Origin of the sequence: Staphylococcus nepalensis, from assembly GCF_002442935.1 — a bacterium.
GTDB classification, from domain to species: Bacteria; Bacillota; Bacilli; order Staphylococcales; family Staphylococcaceae; genus Staphylococcus; species Staphylococcus nepalensis.
Map to the genome: position 1 here is coordinate 1116237 of NZ_CP017466.1, position 16438 is coordinate 1132674.

Consider the following 16438-nt stretch of genomic DNA (forward strand, 5'->3'; position numbering starts at 1 on the left):
AGATTATCAAACTTTTGAGAAACGTTTTTTAATTTTAATCCTGAAACATGCTTTAATAAATAAGAACATGAAATAAATCATACCCTGGCTATCCATATGATAATTTTATCAGTAGTAATGGTGAGAAATGTGTAGAAACAGGACGATTTAGGAAATTAAAATTATTTGAAATTTAATTATAAATTTAGATGAAATGAATAATTAATAAATAAAAGGGTAGAGAGTGAGTGTACATTTTAGATAACTCTTGAAACGTTAAAGGAGTGTCTTGTACGTATGATATATCTAATTGTGGAGGGAGTTTAATTATGACAAAAAAATCAGTATACGATGTGATTGATATGGGCATTAATTATCTTATTTCAAATTATGAAAATTGGAATAATGATCAAGTGTTAGATGATAAAATTGATTTATTTCCAAACACGATACATTGGCAATATGGTCATGTATTAACTATATTCGAAACAGCTTTATCTTTATATGATAAAAATACAGTGGATATAGAGAAATATACAAAACTGTTTGGTTATGGTTCTTCACCGGAAAACTGGGAAGACGAAACAGTACCAGATATTAATGAGATATTAGATACGTTACAAACATTGCCTGAACGTTCTAGAAAACTTACAGATGAAGAATTAGAAGCTGAGTTGACTGAAACGATTGCAGGTTGTAGTACATTAGATGAATTATTAGTACTAAACGCGATTCATATCCCGTTACATGCCGGTAAAATTGAAGAAATGTCACGTGTCTTGAAACAACAACAATAAAAAAGAGATGAAATTGCTTTTTAGCAATTTCATCTCTTTTTTATTGTTAAGCATTTTGTAGATCTTCAATGCCTTTTGCAATGGAATCAAAAACATGAGGTATATCATTTTTTTCAACACAACTGAAAGCAATTCTAATGTCAGAATCATTTAATGCGATGATGCCGATTGAATATTTTTCAATTAAATGTTTACGTAATTGTTCTGGGTTAACGGCTTTAACTTGGAGCGCCATAAAATAACCAGAGTTAAAATCATATGGTTGCCAGTATGCTGCATATTTTTCATCATAAACAACAGATTTTGTAACACGGTATCTATCGTTTAGCGTATTAATATTATTTTGAATCTCTTTATCAAATTCATCATGATTTTCAAGAACATATTTAACAGCGCTTTGTGATGGCATTGGGCCGCTCGAAATATTGCTTCTTATCAATCCTTTTACTTTGGCTTCTAAAACTTGTTTGGTAGTATCGTCTTCAACGCCAAAGCTGATAAATCCTACTCTTAAGCCCCATGCAAAAAATTCTTTAGTAGCGCCATCCAAACGGATTGGTAATAAGTTTGATAAATGTAAATTCGTTAATGCAGTAAATAGAGATTGTGTGTAAACATCTTCATAAAATAAACCATAGTATGCGTCATCTACTAACGCAATTACGTTTGTCCCACGTTCAGCAAGTGATTTAATTGCATCAACTATGATGGTTGCCTCATCTTTTGTAGGTGTGTAACCAGTTGGGTTATTTGGATAATTTAAAATTAAAACAACTTTTTCTTTATTGTATTGTTCTAATGTATGAACAAGTTGTTCAGTAGTAAAATGGCCATTCTCATTAAAGATGTCATACGTTTCAATTTCAGCGCTGTGTCTTGTACTATATACAAGTTTATAATTACCCCAATTATGTGATGGTAATAAAATCGTATCGCCGCTATCAACGAACATATCTCCAACTAGGGATAAACCATGTGTCAATGCATTGGTAACGATAGGTCTAGACATGTCATTAGAATTTAAATCAGGGTTTTCTTTCAACATTTTTTGTTGCCACAAGTCGCGCAGCGTCTCTAAACCTTGAGGTGGAGCATAGGGGAAAATTTCATCTGGTTCTAAATGATTGAACATATCGTTTAATGTTTCAGCATACATTTTACTATCTTTATATGTTGCCATACCGATTGTAGCATTATACTTAGTAGCTTTTGCTTCAGCTGATTGTGATAAAATACCTTTTGGATAATACATTAACTTTCCAAGATCAGAAAGCATGTCAGCAATTTCTGGGCTGGATTTAGATAATTGCTCGTTTAAATCTAAAGCTAAAGGATTCATAGTTGGTCAACCTCTCTTTACTTTTTTAAATGATATATCTATATTATCTTGAAATAGGTTAAAATTAAAGTGTTGCACGTGTTTTATAAGAAAATTGTAAAATTATAGTTATTTATACGAACACACGTTCTATTTTATGTTAGAATATAAATAGGCCATCAAATTCCTACATGGTACTTTCTTCTGTGGGGGGTGTAGTATGGTTACGTGGTGGCAAGAAATCATAGTTACGTTATTAACAGGTGGCTTGCTTGTTGTATTTCGAGTTTGGTTAGAAGACAAATGGAAAAACAAATAGGTGGCCTTACACAAAAACCCCAAGTCTGCGGTACCAGACTTGGGGTTGTGTAGTATAATCCGTGGATGCAATATATATTTTATCATCGTAAAGTAGAAACTGCAAACAATATATTTTATTGCGCGTAATAGAAATTAGTAACTAGAAAATGGTAAATACGCATTATACTAATGTAATGCTTTTAGAAATTAAAAGAAAACTTTGGTACAATGTAGTTATTTGGGGTGAGTATAGTGAAACATTTAACAAAAATATTTGTGATTATTGCTATCATATTATTTATTGTTGGCTACTATTTACAAGCTACAGGTCATGAAAATTCTGGAATTAAATTACTAATTGCCGCGATTATGTTTATGGTTTGTGCATTTATAAATAGAAGTAATGATAGACGAAAAAGGAATAATCAACATAATAAAAAGAAATAATTTTAAAAAGCTATAAATGAGTGTATCGCATAGTAAATACATTTATTTATAGCTTTTATTTCGTTTTTAATTTTATTACAAATTTTTCTTTACAACTGTGTGTATATTGTATATATTGTGTATATACAGTTATGGGGGAGGACGTTAATGAAAATACTTTTGAAAAATAGTAGTGAAAGACCGATTTATGAGCAAATTAAACAACAAATAAAAGAAAATATTTTAAAAGGCTACGTTGTTCCTGGAGAACATTTACCATCCATGAGAGAGTTAGCATTAGATTTAAGTGTGAGTGTGATTACCACAAAACGTGCTTATGAAGATTTGGAAAAGGATGGTTTTGTTTTTACTATTAGAGGTAAAGGTACATTTGTAAAAGAACAAGATAGTTCAATATTAAAAGAAAAACAGTTTATAGTCATAGAGTCTTTAGCTAAATCGATGAGTAAAGAAGCTAAGACAATAGGGATGTCATTGTCTGAATTACAAGAGATCCTTACTTTAATCTATGAGGAGGACGAAGAATGAATGTTATAGAATTGAAAAATGTTCATTATCAACATAAAGCATTTCAATTGAACGATATTACTTTTCGTGTACCTCAAGGTTTTGTAACGGGATTTATTGGTGCTAATGGCGCAGGAAAAACAACTATCATTAGGTTGATTATGGATTTAATTGAACCTCATGATGGTGATATATCCATTTTTAATCAAAAAATGAAAAATAATGCTGTAGCTATTAAAGATAAAATTGGTTTTGTTTATTCAGAATTATATCTTAATGATAAATGGACAATTAAAAAAATTGAAAATTATATTACTCCTTTTTATAGCCGTTGGGACCATGAGATCTTTAAGTATTACATTGAAAAGTTTGGTTTATCTTTTAATAAAAAAATTAAAACTTTTTCAACTGGTATGAAGATGAAATTATCTATAGCGATTGCGTTTAGCCATCAAGCTGAATTATTTATATTTGATGAGCCAACTTCTGGGTTAGACCCAATTATTAGAAATGAAGTTTTAGATATAATACAAAAAGAATTAATTGACGAAAGAAAAACCGTTTTTATATCCACCCATATCATTTCAGATTTAGAGAAAATCGCGGATTACTTAGTTTACATTAAAGATGGCCACATCACTTTAGGTGATTTTTTAGATAATATTTTAAAGCAATTTCAAATTGTTAAAGGTGATCCTCAACAAATTGATGAAGAGTTAGTTCAACTCACACATTATTTTGAAAGAAATAAAACAGGATATACTGCTTTAACCACACAAGCCAATGTATTTTATGAAATATTCGGGAATTCTGTTACAATTACTACTCCTACAATTGAAGATTTAATGGTTTATCTCGAAAAAGGGACCCGAAATAATGAGTACGATCGTTATGAAAACGAATAATACGGGAGGTCTAAGATGAAAAATTTACTTATTCGAAATCTTAAGTTGCGTAAATGGACAATTGCTATTTATACCGTTTTACTCGTTGCGTCTCCATTGCAGCTTGTGTTGGACTATCATACCAATTTAGCTAAAGTATTATACTCTACACTTGGAATGATTTTAGTAGCCATTTCAGTGTTAGATTCTGGTCATGTCTTTCGATTTAATAGTAAATTAGGACATAAACATGCATATCATTTTTTTGCCAGTTTGCCAGTTTCTAAACTGTCTTTACTTAATGCCAACTATCTCACAGTAATTATTTTCACTTTAATTGGTGCCGGTATTTTATCTTTATATGGTGCAACAAATAATGATTTTTCAAAGGATGCAATTAATATTAATTTCACATTGCCTTTCTCATATATTGCAATTAATTTATTTGCAATCCCAATAGGGTTTAAGAAATACACTGAACAAAAGTCAGAATATATTTCTTTCATTCCTTATATATTAGGTATGCTGATTTTTATTCCGTTTTTAATTGCGATAATGATTATTGGATATTCCTTATTATTCAATTATAATTTTGAGCATTTTAAGTATTTTAAAGATAGCTTTAACTATGGCTTTTTAGCTCTAAGCATTATATTTTTTGTGATAAATTATATAATTCAATATAGAAAATTAACTTAATTTTAAAGGAGGCGTACTATGCAATTAAAAGAAATTACGAAAACGTATGGTAGCAATAATGTATTAGACCATATTGATTTTGACTTCGGTCATAGTCAAATTGTAGGTTTAATAGGAAAAAATGGTGTAGGTAAAACAACACTGATGAAGGTCATGAATGGCAATATTGTTAATTACAAAGGAGAGGTACAATTAAGTAATAAAGAAAATATAGGCTACTTAATTGAACATCCGAAATTATACGATAATAAGTCTGGCTTATATAATTTGAAACTGTTCGCTAATGTGTTAGGCAAAGGCTTCGATAAAAAGTACGCTGACCAAATCATTGATGCTTTTGGAATGCGCAATTATATAAAAAAGAAAATAAAAAAATATTCAATGGGTATGAAGCAAAAGTTAGCAATTGCAGTTTCTTTGATGAATAAGCCTAAATATTTGATCTTAGATGAACCAACAAATGGTATGGATCCGGATGGTTCTATAGATGTTTTAACAACTATTCAATCACTCGTGCAAGAACTAGATATGAAAATATTAATCTCTAGTCATAAACTTGAAGACATCGAATTAATTTGTGATAGAGCTGTATTCTTACGGGATGGTACCTTTGTACAAGATGTAGATATGAAAGAAGGCGCACCCACTGATTCTACAGTGTTACATCTTGAATTAGAAGATTTTGATGAAGGGTTAGCTTACTTAAATGAATATTTTGATGTTTTACAGTCACAAAAAGAGAGTGGAGAAATTATATTGAAAGCACAAAAAAATTATAGAAATATCCTCAAAGGACTGGCTAGTAAATCAATATTCCCTAAATATATTGAGACACGTAAAAGTTCTTTACGTGATACTTACTTTAATATAAATCAGAAAGGCGGCCAATAATGAATAGCATTCAACTTGTAAAATATGACTTGATTAGTATTTTTAAAAGTCCATTGACTTATTTAGCGTTATTATTGACTATTTTGCCAATGATTGGATTTACAATTCTATTTGTTCAACAATCTGACGAAATGAATGGAAATACATTACTTGCGATAGGTAGTTGGTTCTTTTCAATTATGGGCTTGCTTTTTGTAATTAAAACCATTACACGCGATATATCTCAAGGAACAATACAATTGTATATGAATAAGACATCGAGCCGTGTAGGTTATGTTATTGCAAAAGTAATTTCTATTATATTAATAGCAATATTAATAACAGCGATACTTGTGATTTTCATTTTAATTGTTCAAGGTATTGTAGACGGTGAAAATGTTAAAACTGAAAAAATCTTTGAATTACTTTGGTTTTTCTTAATGTTTCATCTATTCTTTGGTTTATTATTATATTTATTTGCGCTAATCGTACCTAAAACAGCGCTTATCTTTACTTTGGGTATTTTCTTAGTATTAATTGTGCCGTTTGCGGAACCATTTTTACCAATGATTCCAAAAATTGGAGACAATATTCAAGATGCATTAAAATATATCCCATTTAGTTATTTAACATCGAAAACAACTACTGGGGATTATACGTTTTCTAATTGGCAATGGTTTATAACATCAGCTTCTATTGTTATTTTATTTATCATCAACTTGTTCTATGCATCTAAGAAAGATATTTAATATAAATAACCGAAATTAAATTTTTTTAAAAGACGTATGAATTGCGGTTATATTAGCGCAATTCATACGTCTTTAGTTATTTAGTAATCAATTTATCTAAAATTGAGTCGTAGACATATTTCCACATTTGTGAATCTGTTTTGTAACGATTGGAGATAATTGCATGTGTTTCTGCAGCTTTATCGTCAAACGTTGGGTCATCTTTTGCAGGTAGCTTTGAGCGTCTTTCATCAACAAAGTTCTGTGCGTGTCTAGAACGAGGTCCCCAAACAGTTTGTTGTTCAAATTCATCGTTAAGAAAAACAAAAATTGGAATGGATCTAGCTGTACCGTTCGTTAAGTATTGATCTATTAAATCTGTGTTTTCATCACGGTGAAATACTCTCACTTCAAAATGAAGTGCTTCACTTATATGTTTCAAAATAGGAAGATTCATCATGGCATCTCCACACCAATCTTCCGTGATAATAAGCACCTTGCTATAAGGTAGTGATTTAATTTTTTCAAGACGTTCATCATCTTGAGGAATTGAGAATGAATTATAAATAGATAGTACATTTTCTTGGTTTTCAGTCATATCCTCAATGTATTGATCAAGCGGTTGACTGTTTTTGAAATAAGTTTCTAAACTTGTCATTGTTTTTCCCCCTTTAATTTATTAGGTATTATTATAGCAACAATTGTTAGTGAAAGAAAATTTTTAATACTCAGAAAAATGATAAGTTTCATCATATGTTTTAAATGAAAATACTATCTGAGTATGCTATATTGTTTACGTATAATGGAGTGTGTAAGCTACTTTGAAACGACATAAAACTTTGGTATTTATTATTTTTTTATTAATGGCCGCAATGGTTTGGATGCTAATTAATTATTTAAAAAATGAACAAACTACAAATTTATCATGTTTAACGATTAATCAAAATAAGGTTAATTCTCAGATTGATATTCGTAATTATATTAAAAATGATGATGTGATGTTAAAAAAATATCAAATTTATTATACAAAATCACAGCCAGACTTGATTTATAAAGTTGATAAAAGCAATGATACGGTTAAATCAATGACTTTAATAAGTGATCAGAGCATCAATACGAATTTCAACACCTCAATTAACAATCGTATACAAAATGTAAAAAACTATCTGGGTAAAAATTTTATTGAGAAAAAATTGCGTAATGGATTTAAGGCTACTATTTATGTGGATAAAGATAATCAAATAAAATTATCTCTCATTCATAAAGATAATAAAATAAAAAAATTGAAATCAATAAGAAGTAACTTTAAAAATGACATTCCATTTAGGTATGTTATTTTTTGAATTGCAATAGAATTTGGTTCAATTTTACGAATTGAATGGTGGTAGATAACTTGGATAAAATCACTTTTTTAAATGCTCTAGAACAAGAATTACATAATCTACCTCGTAATGAGCGAGACAAGATCATGTATGAGTATGAACAATATTTTTTTGAACAAGAAAGTGACGGTAAAAATGAGTATCAAATTATTGGCGCGTTAGAATCCCCAAAGCAAATCGGTAAAGAGATTATGGTAAAAAATGCAATCGTTTCTGCAGAATACAGACCAAATGCTAAAAATATTGTCAAAGCTATTATGGCATCCCTTGGTATGGGGATTCTTTCGTTAGTTATTATTTTGTTACCAATGGTGGTATTGGCTGTATTTATGTTTGGTTTATTGCTTGTGGCTTTTTTCTTAACAATCAGCCCCATATTATTAATTATTCACGGATTACTAAATCATATGATGAGCCTTGCAATTAGTAATTATTTTTTTGCTTTTTCTTTTACAGGATTAGGTATCGTGTTGTTTGTGATTATTGCTAAGTTGAGCCAGCTTGTTTATCGCTTGATTTTAAAATACCTAAGATGGAATATCCGAACAATTAAAGGAAGTGCAGATCTATGAAGCGATTATTTATAGGCGGACTAGGGCTGTTTATCATTTGCTTCCTAATAGGAAGTATTGCCTGGTTCGGTTTTGAAAAGCAAAATGAAAAATTGAACACTGTTAATAAGGTGTTGAATACGAATGATATTAAAAATTTAGATGTATTGACTGAAAATTGTAAAGTCTTAATTAAATCAGGTGGCCAAACTTCGATAAAATATAAAGGCAAAAGAAATATTGACATAAAAGAAGTGGATAATGCTTTAAAGGTAAAAGAAACTAAGGAGTTAGAAAACCACTACGGTTTAAATTTCAACCCCTTTAGACAGTTTGACGATCATTTAATAATCACCTTACCTAAAGAAAAATTAAATAAACTTAAGTTGTCAAGTAGTTATAATTCTATTAACATTAAGAATTTAAATATAAAATCAGCTGAAATATCTAAAAATAATAAAAATGGTGGTAAAGTAAATATAGACAAAACTAAATTTGAAAAATTATTATATAAAGGTGTAAACTCACAAATAAAGCTCGATGACAGTGAAGTTATAAATGCTGATATTAAAACTGAAAATGCAAGAATATTAAGTGAAAACTCGTTAATTCAGAAATCTGTACTGTTAGCCAATCACAGTAATATATATTTATCAGATATAGATGTTAATTCAAATTTTAAAGCATCTACGAAAAAGGGTGATATTAATATTAGTTATAAACAAGCACCTAATAATATATTATTAAAATTATACCCTGTTCATGGTACAACAAATATCAATAATAGTCGTTTTGTGAACGATAGAGTAGGAAACGGAGACAATATTCTAGAGTTATATACAAATGACGGAGATATTAATATCGATTAATAATTTAAAGAGGCTTAGGGATTGAAATGCTCCCTCTAAAGTAGACACTAAAAAAGTGAAAACTTTAGAGGGAGATATTTTTATATGGAATACTTAGTAAGTTGCAAATGTTAAATCGGTGTCTAGGTGACCTGCAATGGTGTAGGTAGACAACGTATCGCCTTTAAGCCATTTTGCAAAATCTATTTTCGTAGGAAAGCTATTTTGACCTATTCCAATCTGTGCAGTTAAAGATTGTGGTTCATACATACTTGTATGTATAGTGCCAGACCAGCTTCTGAACAATTTACTGTATATTTGGTACTGTGGATCATTAAATAGTTGAAAAGCGTCTGCTTTATTTAAGTTTGTTGGTTTATGATTGATCAGTCGTTTTAAACGTTCTTCGGATTCTTTTGTGTAATTTCTATTTTCATGCGTTAAAAGTTTGAAATGGTTCGTGCAAGTAGAATCATAGCGCACATCAATTGAACGCGGTGTAACTTCTACAATAGCAGACGCGAGTTGCTTATCCATGACAATATAACTAAAAGAACTTCTATGCGGTATTTCCTTTAAAAGTTGAATTGCCTCTGACACATTTTTACAATACTGTAAAATGAGTCTGCCTATCATATAACAAACAAAGCCATCGCCAGGATGTTTACGATGCATAAAGTTGTAACCCATAGCTAGACCGGCCTCGTTCATACCATCCATTCTCCCAGTTATACGAGATGTTGGGCCAATCTGCGCTAGCCCGCCATCATTTGGTTGAAATAGTAAATAACGACCGTCATATGTAGCAGGGTGATAATCGTAATTGCGTACCATATAATCTTCACCTAAGAATACAGTACAGCCGCTATTTTTTAACGGGGTAAAACGATAATGTCCAAAATTAAGTATCATTTGGTTAGTAGGAAGATTTAAAACTTCTTGCATCCCTTTTATCTCTTCCCAAATTTGAGGTGCATAAGCTTGAAAAACATCGTAAGTCTCTTTGATATGGATATCAAAACGAGGCATACGTTTTTTCCATTCGCTTTCTCTATTTTTAAGCATGGGCGTTTGTTGCATCCATTCGGCGGTTTTTACGCCTAAATCAAAGTGGGACCCACGATGTGTTAAAATATCTGATTGTATATTTTGCATTTCTAAACTCCTATATTAAAGTGTAATCTTACAAAAATGTCACTTCATTGTAATCTCACGTTAATTGTATTATGTTACTTCGACAGTTATGATAAGGATAACTTTTAAAACTAAATTTGTATGTTAGTTGAATGAGGTGATGAGTATGTTAAATTATTATGGAAAATTAAGAGATGCTATATCAACTTGGTGGGGTAATTAACATCTACAATTATTTTATAGTAGTATAATGTCAACTTCAAATAGTAGTGAGTGTATTCGTGTCGATTGTTTTAACAGATTTAGATTTAATAATAATTTATTTTATGTCTTGAATATGGAATATTACATTAAAAATATTTAGAATAATATATTTGGAAATGGGTATATATTTATTGATGTAGTTAAATGTGCTATCATAAATATTAGACATGTTAATAAATTATTGAGGTGAAACAGAATGTGGAATTTTATTAAAGGTTTATTTAAATTTGTATTTGGTACAATCCTTACTGTATCATTAGCAGCAGGCATCGGTGCTGTAGTATTTGCTTATATTTTCAAAAAAGATTTTGAAGATATCGAAAGTAAAACAAAAGAAATTGTTTCAGATATTGAATCAAATAATTAATTTACTAATAGAACACCCTAGAGTGTTCTATTTTTTTGTCTGAAATACTGATAAACAATCAAGGCTATGTATGATACAAATGTTAGATGACTGGTATTAAATGTCACTGCATAAATCTTTTAATCTTTTAAAAGGTTACTGCTTATGAAGTCCGACAGTTATTATGCAAACGCTCTAGTTCTTGTATGATTTTTCCTAAACTTCTTTACTTAAGGAAGAAAAAATTAAAAAGACAACATAGTTTCCTTTCTGACTTCCATATACAGTATGAATGTCTACATATTCAAAACGTTCAACGAAGTTGTTAATGCTTATCTGATTGAAGGAATTAAGCAATTTATAGGTTCAATCTATGTGAAGTAAGGTTAATGCCTAGTGTCGTGCGAGATTTGCATGATATCAAATAAAGACAATTTAACGATTTCGTTATTATGACATGCATGACCTTTTAACGTCATATGAACCATATCTATATTTTTAATTTTCAGGATGGTATGTTCTAACCAACCATCTTGGTAATATTCTATGTGGATAAGTGTATTTTTATGTAAAGCATAGTGTAATTGACTATTGAGTTCATTTAATTGATCGTCTGATAAAATAGGGCGGTCAATTTTATTTTGATCTACGATATGCTGTTGTATAGCTTCAAATTGCTCAGGTAATGTAGCGAACGGGGCCCATTTAACCATACCACGCCCTTGTGGAATATTAGGGTTTAGTTTTTCTCTTGGAATTTTTCTGTAATCTGTTTCTTTATTATTGTATTTATCTGAATGCATCAAATCACCTCAATATCATAATAGAACATTTGTTCGTGTTTGTGCAAGTTATTCTTCAAAAATTTATAAATCTATTGTCAAAAGTAGGTAATAGGTAAATTTTCATTGAAAGTGGTATCATAAGTATGACAATGTTTTTCAACTAATGGAGACGGTTAAAGAAATGTTTAAAATGTATCATGGAAAATGATAGGATGACATAAGCATTTGGTTTAATAAGCAAGGTGAGTTTTTATGAAGAAACATTATTTAAACGATGTATATGCATGTTTATCAATAAAAAACATTATATTGTCTTTTATTCGTAATATTTATTAAAATGAAAGTATCATAATATGGAGGGGTTTACATGACAACAATAGGATATATTGGTTCATATACAAAAAAAGAAGGTAAGGGCGTCTACCGCTTTGAATTAGATGAACAAACGGGGACGATTACTGAAGTGGAAACGGGTTATGAATTAGAAGCGTCGACATATGTAAATCAACATGACGCTTTTTTATATGCTGTAACACGAGAAGGGGAAGATTGTGGCATTGCAAGTCTTAAAATAGGAGAAGATGGCAAACTCAGTCTTATCAATAAATGTTTAGCTTCCACAAAAGGTAGCGGATGTTATGTTTCAGTATCGCCAGATGGTAAATATGTTTTTGAAGCGGTTTATGGTGCAGGGCTTGCTCGTATCTATGAAGCAAATCCAATTACGGGTGAAGTGGTTCGTTTAATCCAAGAATTAGCACATGATTATCCTACAGGTCCTCTAGAAAGACAAGAGCAACCTCATGTTCATTATTTAGATACCACACCAGATGAACAGTATGTTGTAGCAATGGATTTAGGTACTGATAAGCTTATAACATATGAATTTGGTGAAGAAGGTTATAGCGAATATGCCGTATTTGACTTTGAACCAGGTGATGGGCCAAGACATATTACATTTCATGAAAATGGTGAAATTGCTTATGTAGTTCATGAATTATCTAATGTTGTAAGTGTTATGCAGTACAAGAATGGTGAATTTTCGGAAATTGAACGCCATGCAACGATTCCTGAAAATTTTGAAGGTGCTACAAAGTTAGCTGCGGTAAGATTATCTCATGATCAAAACTTCCTATATATTAGTAATAGAGGACATGACAGTATCGCAATTTTTAAAATAGGAGATAACGGAGCCACAATTTCCTTAGTAGACATAGTGGCTAGTGGAGGAGTATTTCCCCGCGATTTTAATATTACTGAGACAGATGATTTCTTAGTTTGTGCACACCAAGAAGATGGTTATGAGCTAACTGTATTTAAACGAGATAAAGTGACTGGAAAATTAGAAAAATCTGATGGTCAATACACTGCACCAGAAGGTGTTTGTGTTCAGTTTTTACAATAATAAAAAATATAAAAGTCCGAAAGCTAAATTTTAGTTTTCGGACTTTTATATTTTAATATTATTTATTGAAAAAGGCTTTAATATACTTGAATTTCCCTTTATAAGGTGGGAAAAGTAAGCTTGATTCAAGCCGTGTAGATTTAAAAATATATGATTTATCATGGCTAAATGTATCGAAAGTATACTTACCGTGATATTTTCCTATACCAGAAGCACCAACACCACCAAATGGTAAGTTTGGGTTTGCTAAATGCATTAAAGTATCGTTTATTGCGCCTCCACCAAAGGATAGTTCGTTTAAGACACGTTCTGAACTGTTTTCATCTTCGCTAAATAAATAAAGACTGAGCGGTTTAGGTTTAGTGCGTATTAAATCAATAGCTTCGTTAAAATCGTCATAAGTTATAATTGGCAATAATGGACCGAAAATTTCATCATCCATAATTTTTGAATTGATGGTAATGCCGTCTAAAATAGTAGGTGCAATATAATTTTCATCAGCATCTGTTTGACCGCCAAAACTTATTTCAGGTTTATGGATATTTAACAATTCACTTAAACGGTTAAAATGCTTCTCGTTTACAATACGGCCATAATCTGGGCTTTCCTGTATATTTTCTCCATAAAATTCAGTGATTGTTTTTGTTAACGCGCTAATGAGCTCATTTTTGACCTTACGATTTACAAGTAAGTAATCCGGTGCAACACAAGTTTGGCCTGCATTCGTAAATTTACCAAAGCTAATACGTTCACTTGCCACTTTGATATTAGCACTTTCGTCAATGATGGCCGGGGATTTTCCGCCGAGTTCTAAAGTAACAGGTGTTAAATGTTCACTTGCTGCCTTATAAACAATGCGGCCAACTTGTTCACTACCAGTAAAGAAAATATAGTCAAAAGGTAATTGAAGTAAAGATTGTGTAGTTTCAGCGTTTCCCTGAATAATACTAATATACTCAGGGGCAAATGCATCTGTAATTATTTTCTCTATTATTTCTGATACGTTTGGTGTGTATTCAGAAGGTTTGAGTATAACAGTATTACCAGCTGCAATAGCACCAATTAATGGTTCTATGAGCAATTGGAAAGGGTAGTTGAAAGGACCGATAATTAAGACTGTGCCATAAGGTTCCTTCATAATATAGCTTTTAGTAGGAAACATATATAATGGCGTATTTACTTGTTTGGTTTTTGACCAATTTTTAAGTTCTTTACGAGCTAATTTAATACTTTTTAATGTATAACCAATTTCTGTTGCATATGTTTCTACTTTGTTTTTACCTAAATCTTTTTGAAAAGCTTCAAGTAATTCATTTTCATAGTTTTTAATACTTTTGCTTAACTGTTTAAGTTGTTTTTTTCTAAATTTAAGAGATTTAGTCTCATGAGTATTAAAATATTGTTTACTATTGTGGAAAGTTTGTTCTATTAAATTCAAATATTATTCCTCCTAGTATATTGGCGATTTAGATAGCTCAAAATAGTTGATAAAAAACTGGAACATAACAATTATGTCCCAGTTTTGCTGTTTAGTAAAATATTTAAGTTTTCAATTTAACATAGTTATTTAAAATTATTGTGTTGAACTAACTCAAAGCTTCCGTGATTTGTGGTACAACTTGTTTTTTACGTGATACAACACCTGGAAGGAAAGCGGTATTGTTTTCAAGTTGAACATTAAACGCAGAACCTACTTTATCTTTCTCTGCACCAACAACTAGAATTTTAGAGTCACTATTGATTATATCAGTTACAAGTAATACAAAAAGATCATACTTTTCATTTGTACTAACTTCTAACATTTCTTTTTCTAATTCTTCTTGGCGTTCAAATACTTCGTTAATGTCTACAGTGTTAACTTGTCCAATACGTGTAATATAGTCACCCATGTTAAATGATTTTGCGTCCATATTTAATAGTTCAGTTGCAGTTTTATCAGTTGTAGAGGCTCCAGCTTTTAACATCTCTAAACCATACGCTTCTAAATCAACATTAGCAATTGATTTTAATGCTTCCGCAGCTTCAATATCTTCTTGTGTGCAAGTAGGAGACTTAAATAATAAGCTGTCTGAAATAATAGCAGAAATCATTAAACCAGCGATTTCTGGTTTGATTTCAAATCCACGTTCTTTATACATTTTGTATAAAATTGTTGCAGTACAACCTACTGGCTCAGCACGGTAGTATAAAGGTGCTGCAGTTTCAAAGTTAGAAATTCTGTGGTGGTCGACTACATGTTTGATTGATGCTTTATCGATTGTATCAGCACTTTGTTGGAATTCATTATGGTCCACTAAAATGACGTTTTGATCATTTAAGTCATCGCTTAATAATGCTGGCGTTGAAACTTTAAACTGATCTAATGCGTATTGTGTTTCAGGACCTATTTCACCTAATCGAAAAGGTGTTGCCTCTGCGTTTCCTGTTTGTTGTTCAAAGTCTGCCATAATAATCGCTGATGAAATTGCATCTGTATCTGGATTTTTATGCCCGAAAATATAAGTTTTTGCCATGTTTAAATTCTCCTTATTTTATATTTAGTTATATTTTATCATGATTTTGTATTGTTATTCTACTTCAGCACCTAGAGAATTTTTAAAGTGGTCTAAAGCCCATTGATGGCCCGTTGGATTAAACGACGCCACGCCTTTATGAGAGATTGAAATAGAATATCCTAAATTATATGCAGTAATAGCAGTATGGAGTACGCAAATGTCGGTACACACACCGACAATTTCTAAATGTGTAATGTTTCTTTCGCGTAACATAATATCTAATGGCGTACCACAAAAAGAATCATAACGTGTTTTATCTAAATAATGTACATGATCGTTAAACAGGATATTTTGATAAATATCATTTACTTTGCCATAAAGTTCTCTTCCTGTAGTATCTATTATATTATGAGGAGGGAAAAGTTTGTTTTCTGGATGATACGTATTTTCTTCATAATGTAAATCCATAAGGAAAAAAATATTAGCTTGTTTATTGTTATAAGCTTCAATTCTTTCGATAATATAATTTTCAATTTGTTGACCAGGAAGGCCACAAGTTAATTTACCATTATCAGCCACAAAATCATTTGAATAGTCGACAATGATAAGTGCGCTATTTTTCATATTATGTAACACTCCCAAAATTTTAGATTACAGCCATTATATCTTAAGTAGGTAAATCAATAAAGATGCAAATAA

20 protein-coding genes are annotated in these 16438 nt (G+C 30.7%); 13 read left to right on the top strand and 7 right to left on the bottom strand.

All coding sequences use genetic code 11. From position 1 onward, the window contains the following. Nucleotides 1-308: 308 nt before the first annotated feature. Nucleotides 309-776, top strand: coding sequence for a DinB family protein (locus tag BJG89_RS05115; RefSeq protein ID WP_096808862.1), 468 nt, complete (start codon nucleotides 309-311; stop codon nucleotides 774-776). 46 nt (nucleotides 777-822) lie between these two features. Here the strand turns inward: BJG89_RS05115 and BJG89_RS05120 are convergent, their stop codons facing one another. Beyond that, on the bottom strand, nucleotides 823-2115 hold the full coding sequence (locus tag BJG89_RS05120; RefSeq protein ID WP_096808863.1) for an aminotransferase class I/II-fold pyridoxal phosphate-dependent enzyme: 1293 nt from the start codon (nucleotides 2113-2115) through the stop codon (nucleotides 823-825). Nucleotides 2116-2314: 199 nt separating this feature from the next. On the opposite strand from BJG89_RS05120, the gene BJG89_RS14760 reads away from it, so the two are divergent. From BJG89_RS14760 to pmtD, 7 genes are all read left to right on the top strand, one after another. Next, the gene (locus BJG89_RS14760; RefSeq protein WP_096808864.1) at nucleotides 2315-2413 is read left to right on the top strand and encodes a Trp-rich small protein; all 99 of its coding nucleotides are present in this window, start codon (nucleotides 2315-2317) and stop codon (nucleotides 2411-2413) included. Between the two features lie 233 nt (nucleotides 2414-2646). Further along, entirely contained in the window at nucleotides 2647-2841 is a 195-nt protein-coding gene (locus tag BJG89_RS05130; protein WP_096808865.1) for an SE1626 family protein, read from the top strand. A 147-nt stretch (nucleotides 2842-2988) separates the two neighbouring features. Next, nucleotides 2989-3369 (top strand): PSM export ABC transporter transcriptional regulator PmtR, encoded by a 381-nt coding sequence (gene pmtR, locus BJG89_RS05135; protein ID WP_096808866.1) that lies wholly within the window; start codon nucleotides 2989-2991, stop codon nucleotides 3367-3369. Next, a complete protein-coding gene (pmtA, locus tag BJG89_RS05140; RefSeq protein WP_096808867.1) occupies nucleotides 3366-4253 on the top strand; it encodes a phenol-soluble modulin export ABC transporter ATP-binding protein PmtA in 888 nt (295 codons plus the stop codon). The genes pmtR and pmtA overlap by 4 nt, the downstream gene beginning before the upstream one ends. 15 nt (nucleotides 4254-4268) lie before the next feature. Next, the gene (pmtB, locus tag BJG89_RS05145; RefSeq protein WP_096808868.1) at nucleotides 4269-4931 is read left to right on the top strand and encodes a phenol-soluble modulin export ABC transporter permease subunit PmtB; all 663 of its coding nucleotides are present in this window, start codon (nucleotides 4269-4271) and stop codon (nucleotides 4929-4931) included. Nucleotides 4932-4949: 18 nt separating this feature from the next. Further along, the gene (gene pmtC, locus BJG89_RS05150; RefSeq protein ID WP_096808869.1) at nucleotides 4950-5822 is read left to right on the top strand and encodes a phenol-soluble modulin export ABC transporter ATP-binding protein PmtC; all 873 of its coding nucleotides are present in this window, start codon (nucleotides 4950-4952) and stop codon (nucleotides 5820-5822) included. Continuing rightward, entirely contained in the window at nucleotides 5822-6550 is a 729-nt protein-coding gene (gene pmtD / locus BJG89_RS05155; protein ID WP_096808870.1) for a phenol-soluble modulin export ABC transporter permease subunit PmtD, read from the top strand. Before pmtC ends, pmtD begins: the two co-directional genes overlap by 1 nt. 76 nt (nucleotides 6551-6626) lie before the next feature. On the opposite strand, the gene BJG89_RS05160 is transcribed toward pmtD, so the two are convergent. Continuing rightward, nucleotides 6627-7187, bottom strand: coding sequence for a thioredoxin family protein (locus tag BJG89_RS05160; RefSeq protein ID WP_096808871.1), 561 nt, complete (start codon nucleotides 7185-7187; stop codon nucleotides 6627-6629). A gap of 163 nt (nucleotides 7188-7350) precedes the next feature. On the opposite strand from BJG89_RS05160, the gene BJG89_RS05165 reads away from it, so the two are divergent. The 3 genes from BJG89_RS05165 to BJG89_RS05175 are packed head-to-tail and all read left to right on the top strand — an operon-like array spanning nucleotide 7351 to nucleotide 9331. Continuing rightward, on the top strand, nucleotides 7351-7872 hold the full coding sequence (locus tag BJG89_RS05165; protein WP_096808872.1) for a hypothetical protein: 522 nt from the start codon (nucleotides 7351-7353) through the stop codon (nucleotides 7870-7872). Nucleotides 7873-7922: 50 nt separating this feature from the next. Beyond that, the gene (locus BJG89_RS05170; RefSeq protein WP_096808873.1) at nucleotides 7923-8483 is read left to right on the top strand and encodes an HAAS signaling domain-containing protein; all 561 of its coding nucleotides are present in this window, start codon (nucleotides 7923-7925) and stop codon (nucleotides 8481-8483) included. Next, nucleotides 8480-9331 (top strand): DUF4097 family beta strand repeat-containing protein, encoded by an 852-nt coding sequence (locus BJG89_RS05175; protein WP_096808874.1) that lies wholly within the window; start codon nucleotides 8480-8482, stop codon nucleotides 9329-9331. The genes BJG89_RS05170 and BJG89_RS05175 overlap by 4 nt, the downstream gene beginning before the upstream one ends. Nucleotides 9332-9424: 93 nt before the next feature. On the opposite strand, the gene BJG89_RS05180 is transcribed toward BJG89_RS05175, so the two are convergent. Then, entirely contained in the window at nucleotides 9425-10465 is a 1041-nt protein-coding gene (locus BJG89_RS05180) for a C45 family autoproteolytic acyltransferase/hydrolase (RefSeq protein ID WP_096808875.1), read from the bottom strand. Between the two features lie 439 nt (nucleotides 10466-10904). On the opposite strand from BJG89_RS05180, the gene BJG89_RS05185 reads away from it, so the two are divergent. After that, nucleotides 10905-11075 carry a hypothetical protein gene (locus BJG89_RS05185; RefSeq protein ID WP_017723456.1) on the top strand — a complete coding sequence of 57 codons (171 nt, stop codon included), beginning with the start codon at nucleotides 10905-10907 and terminating at the stop codon, nucleotides 11073-11075. A 365-nt stretch (nucleotides 11076-11440) separates the two neighbouring features. Here BJG89_RS05185 and BJG89_RS05190 read toward each other — a convergent pair whose 3' ends face one another. Beyond that, nucleotides 11441-11857, bottom strand: coding sequence for a YolD-like family protein (locus tag BJG89_RS05190; RefSeq protein ID WP_096808876.1), 417 nt, complete (start codon nucleotides 11855-11857; stop codon nucleotides 11441-11443). Between the two features lie 349 nt (nucleotides 11858-12206). Between BJG89_RS05190 and pglS the strand changes: the two genes are divergently transcribed. Further along, entirely contained in the window at nucleotides 12207-13244 is a 1038-nt protein-coding gene (gene pglS / locus BJG89_RS05195; protein WP_096808877.1) for a 6-phosphogluconolactonase, read from the top strand. 58 nt (nucleotides 13245-13302) lie between these two features. On the opposite strand, the gene BJG89_RS05200 is transcribed toward pglS, so the two are convergent. The 3 genes from BJG89_RS05200 to BJG89_RS05210 all read right to left on the bottom strand — a co-directional run bounded on the left by BJG89_RS05200 (nucleotide 13303) and on the right by BJG89_RS05210 (nucleotide 16363). Continuing rightward, the gene (locus tag BJG89_RS05200) at nucleotides 13303-14682 is read right to left on the bottom strand and encodes an aldehyde dehydrogenase (protein WP_096808878.1); all 1380 of its coding nucleotides are present in this window, start codon (nucleotides 14680-14682) and stop codon (nucleotides 13303-13305) included. 148 nt (nucleotides 14683-14830) lie between these two features. Then, nucleotides 14831-15757, bottom strand: a complete 927-nt coding sequence (locus tag BJG89_RS05205) for a manganese-dependent inorganic pyrophosphatase (RefSeq protein WP_096808879.1) — start codon at nucleotides 15755-15757, stop codon at nucleotides 14831-14833. Nucleotides 15758-15811: 54 nt separating this feature from the next. Further along, complete coding sequence (locus BJG89_RS05210) at nucleotides 15812-16363, bottom strand: cysteine hydrolase family protein (RefSeq protein WP_096808880.1); 552 nt, start codon at nucleotides 16361-16363, stop codon at nucleotides 15812-15814. Nucleotides 16364-16438 lie beyond the last annotated feature (75 nt).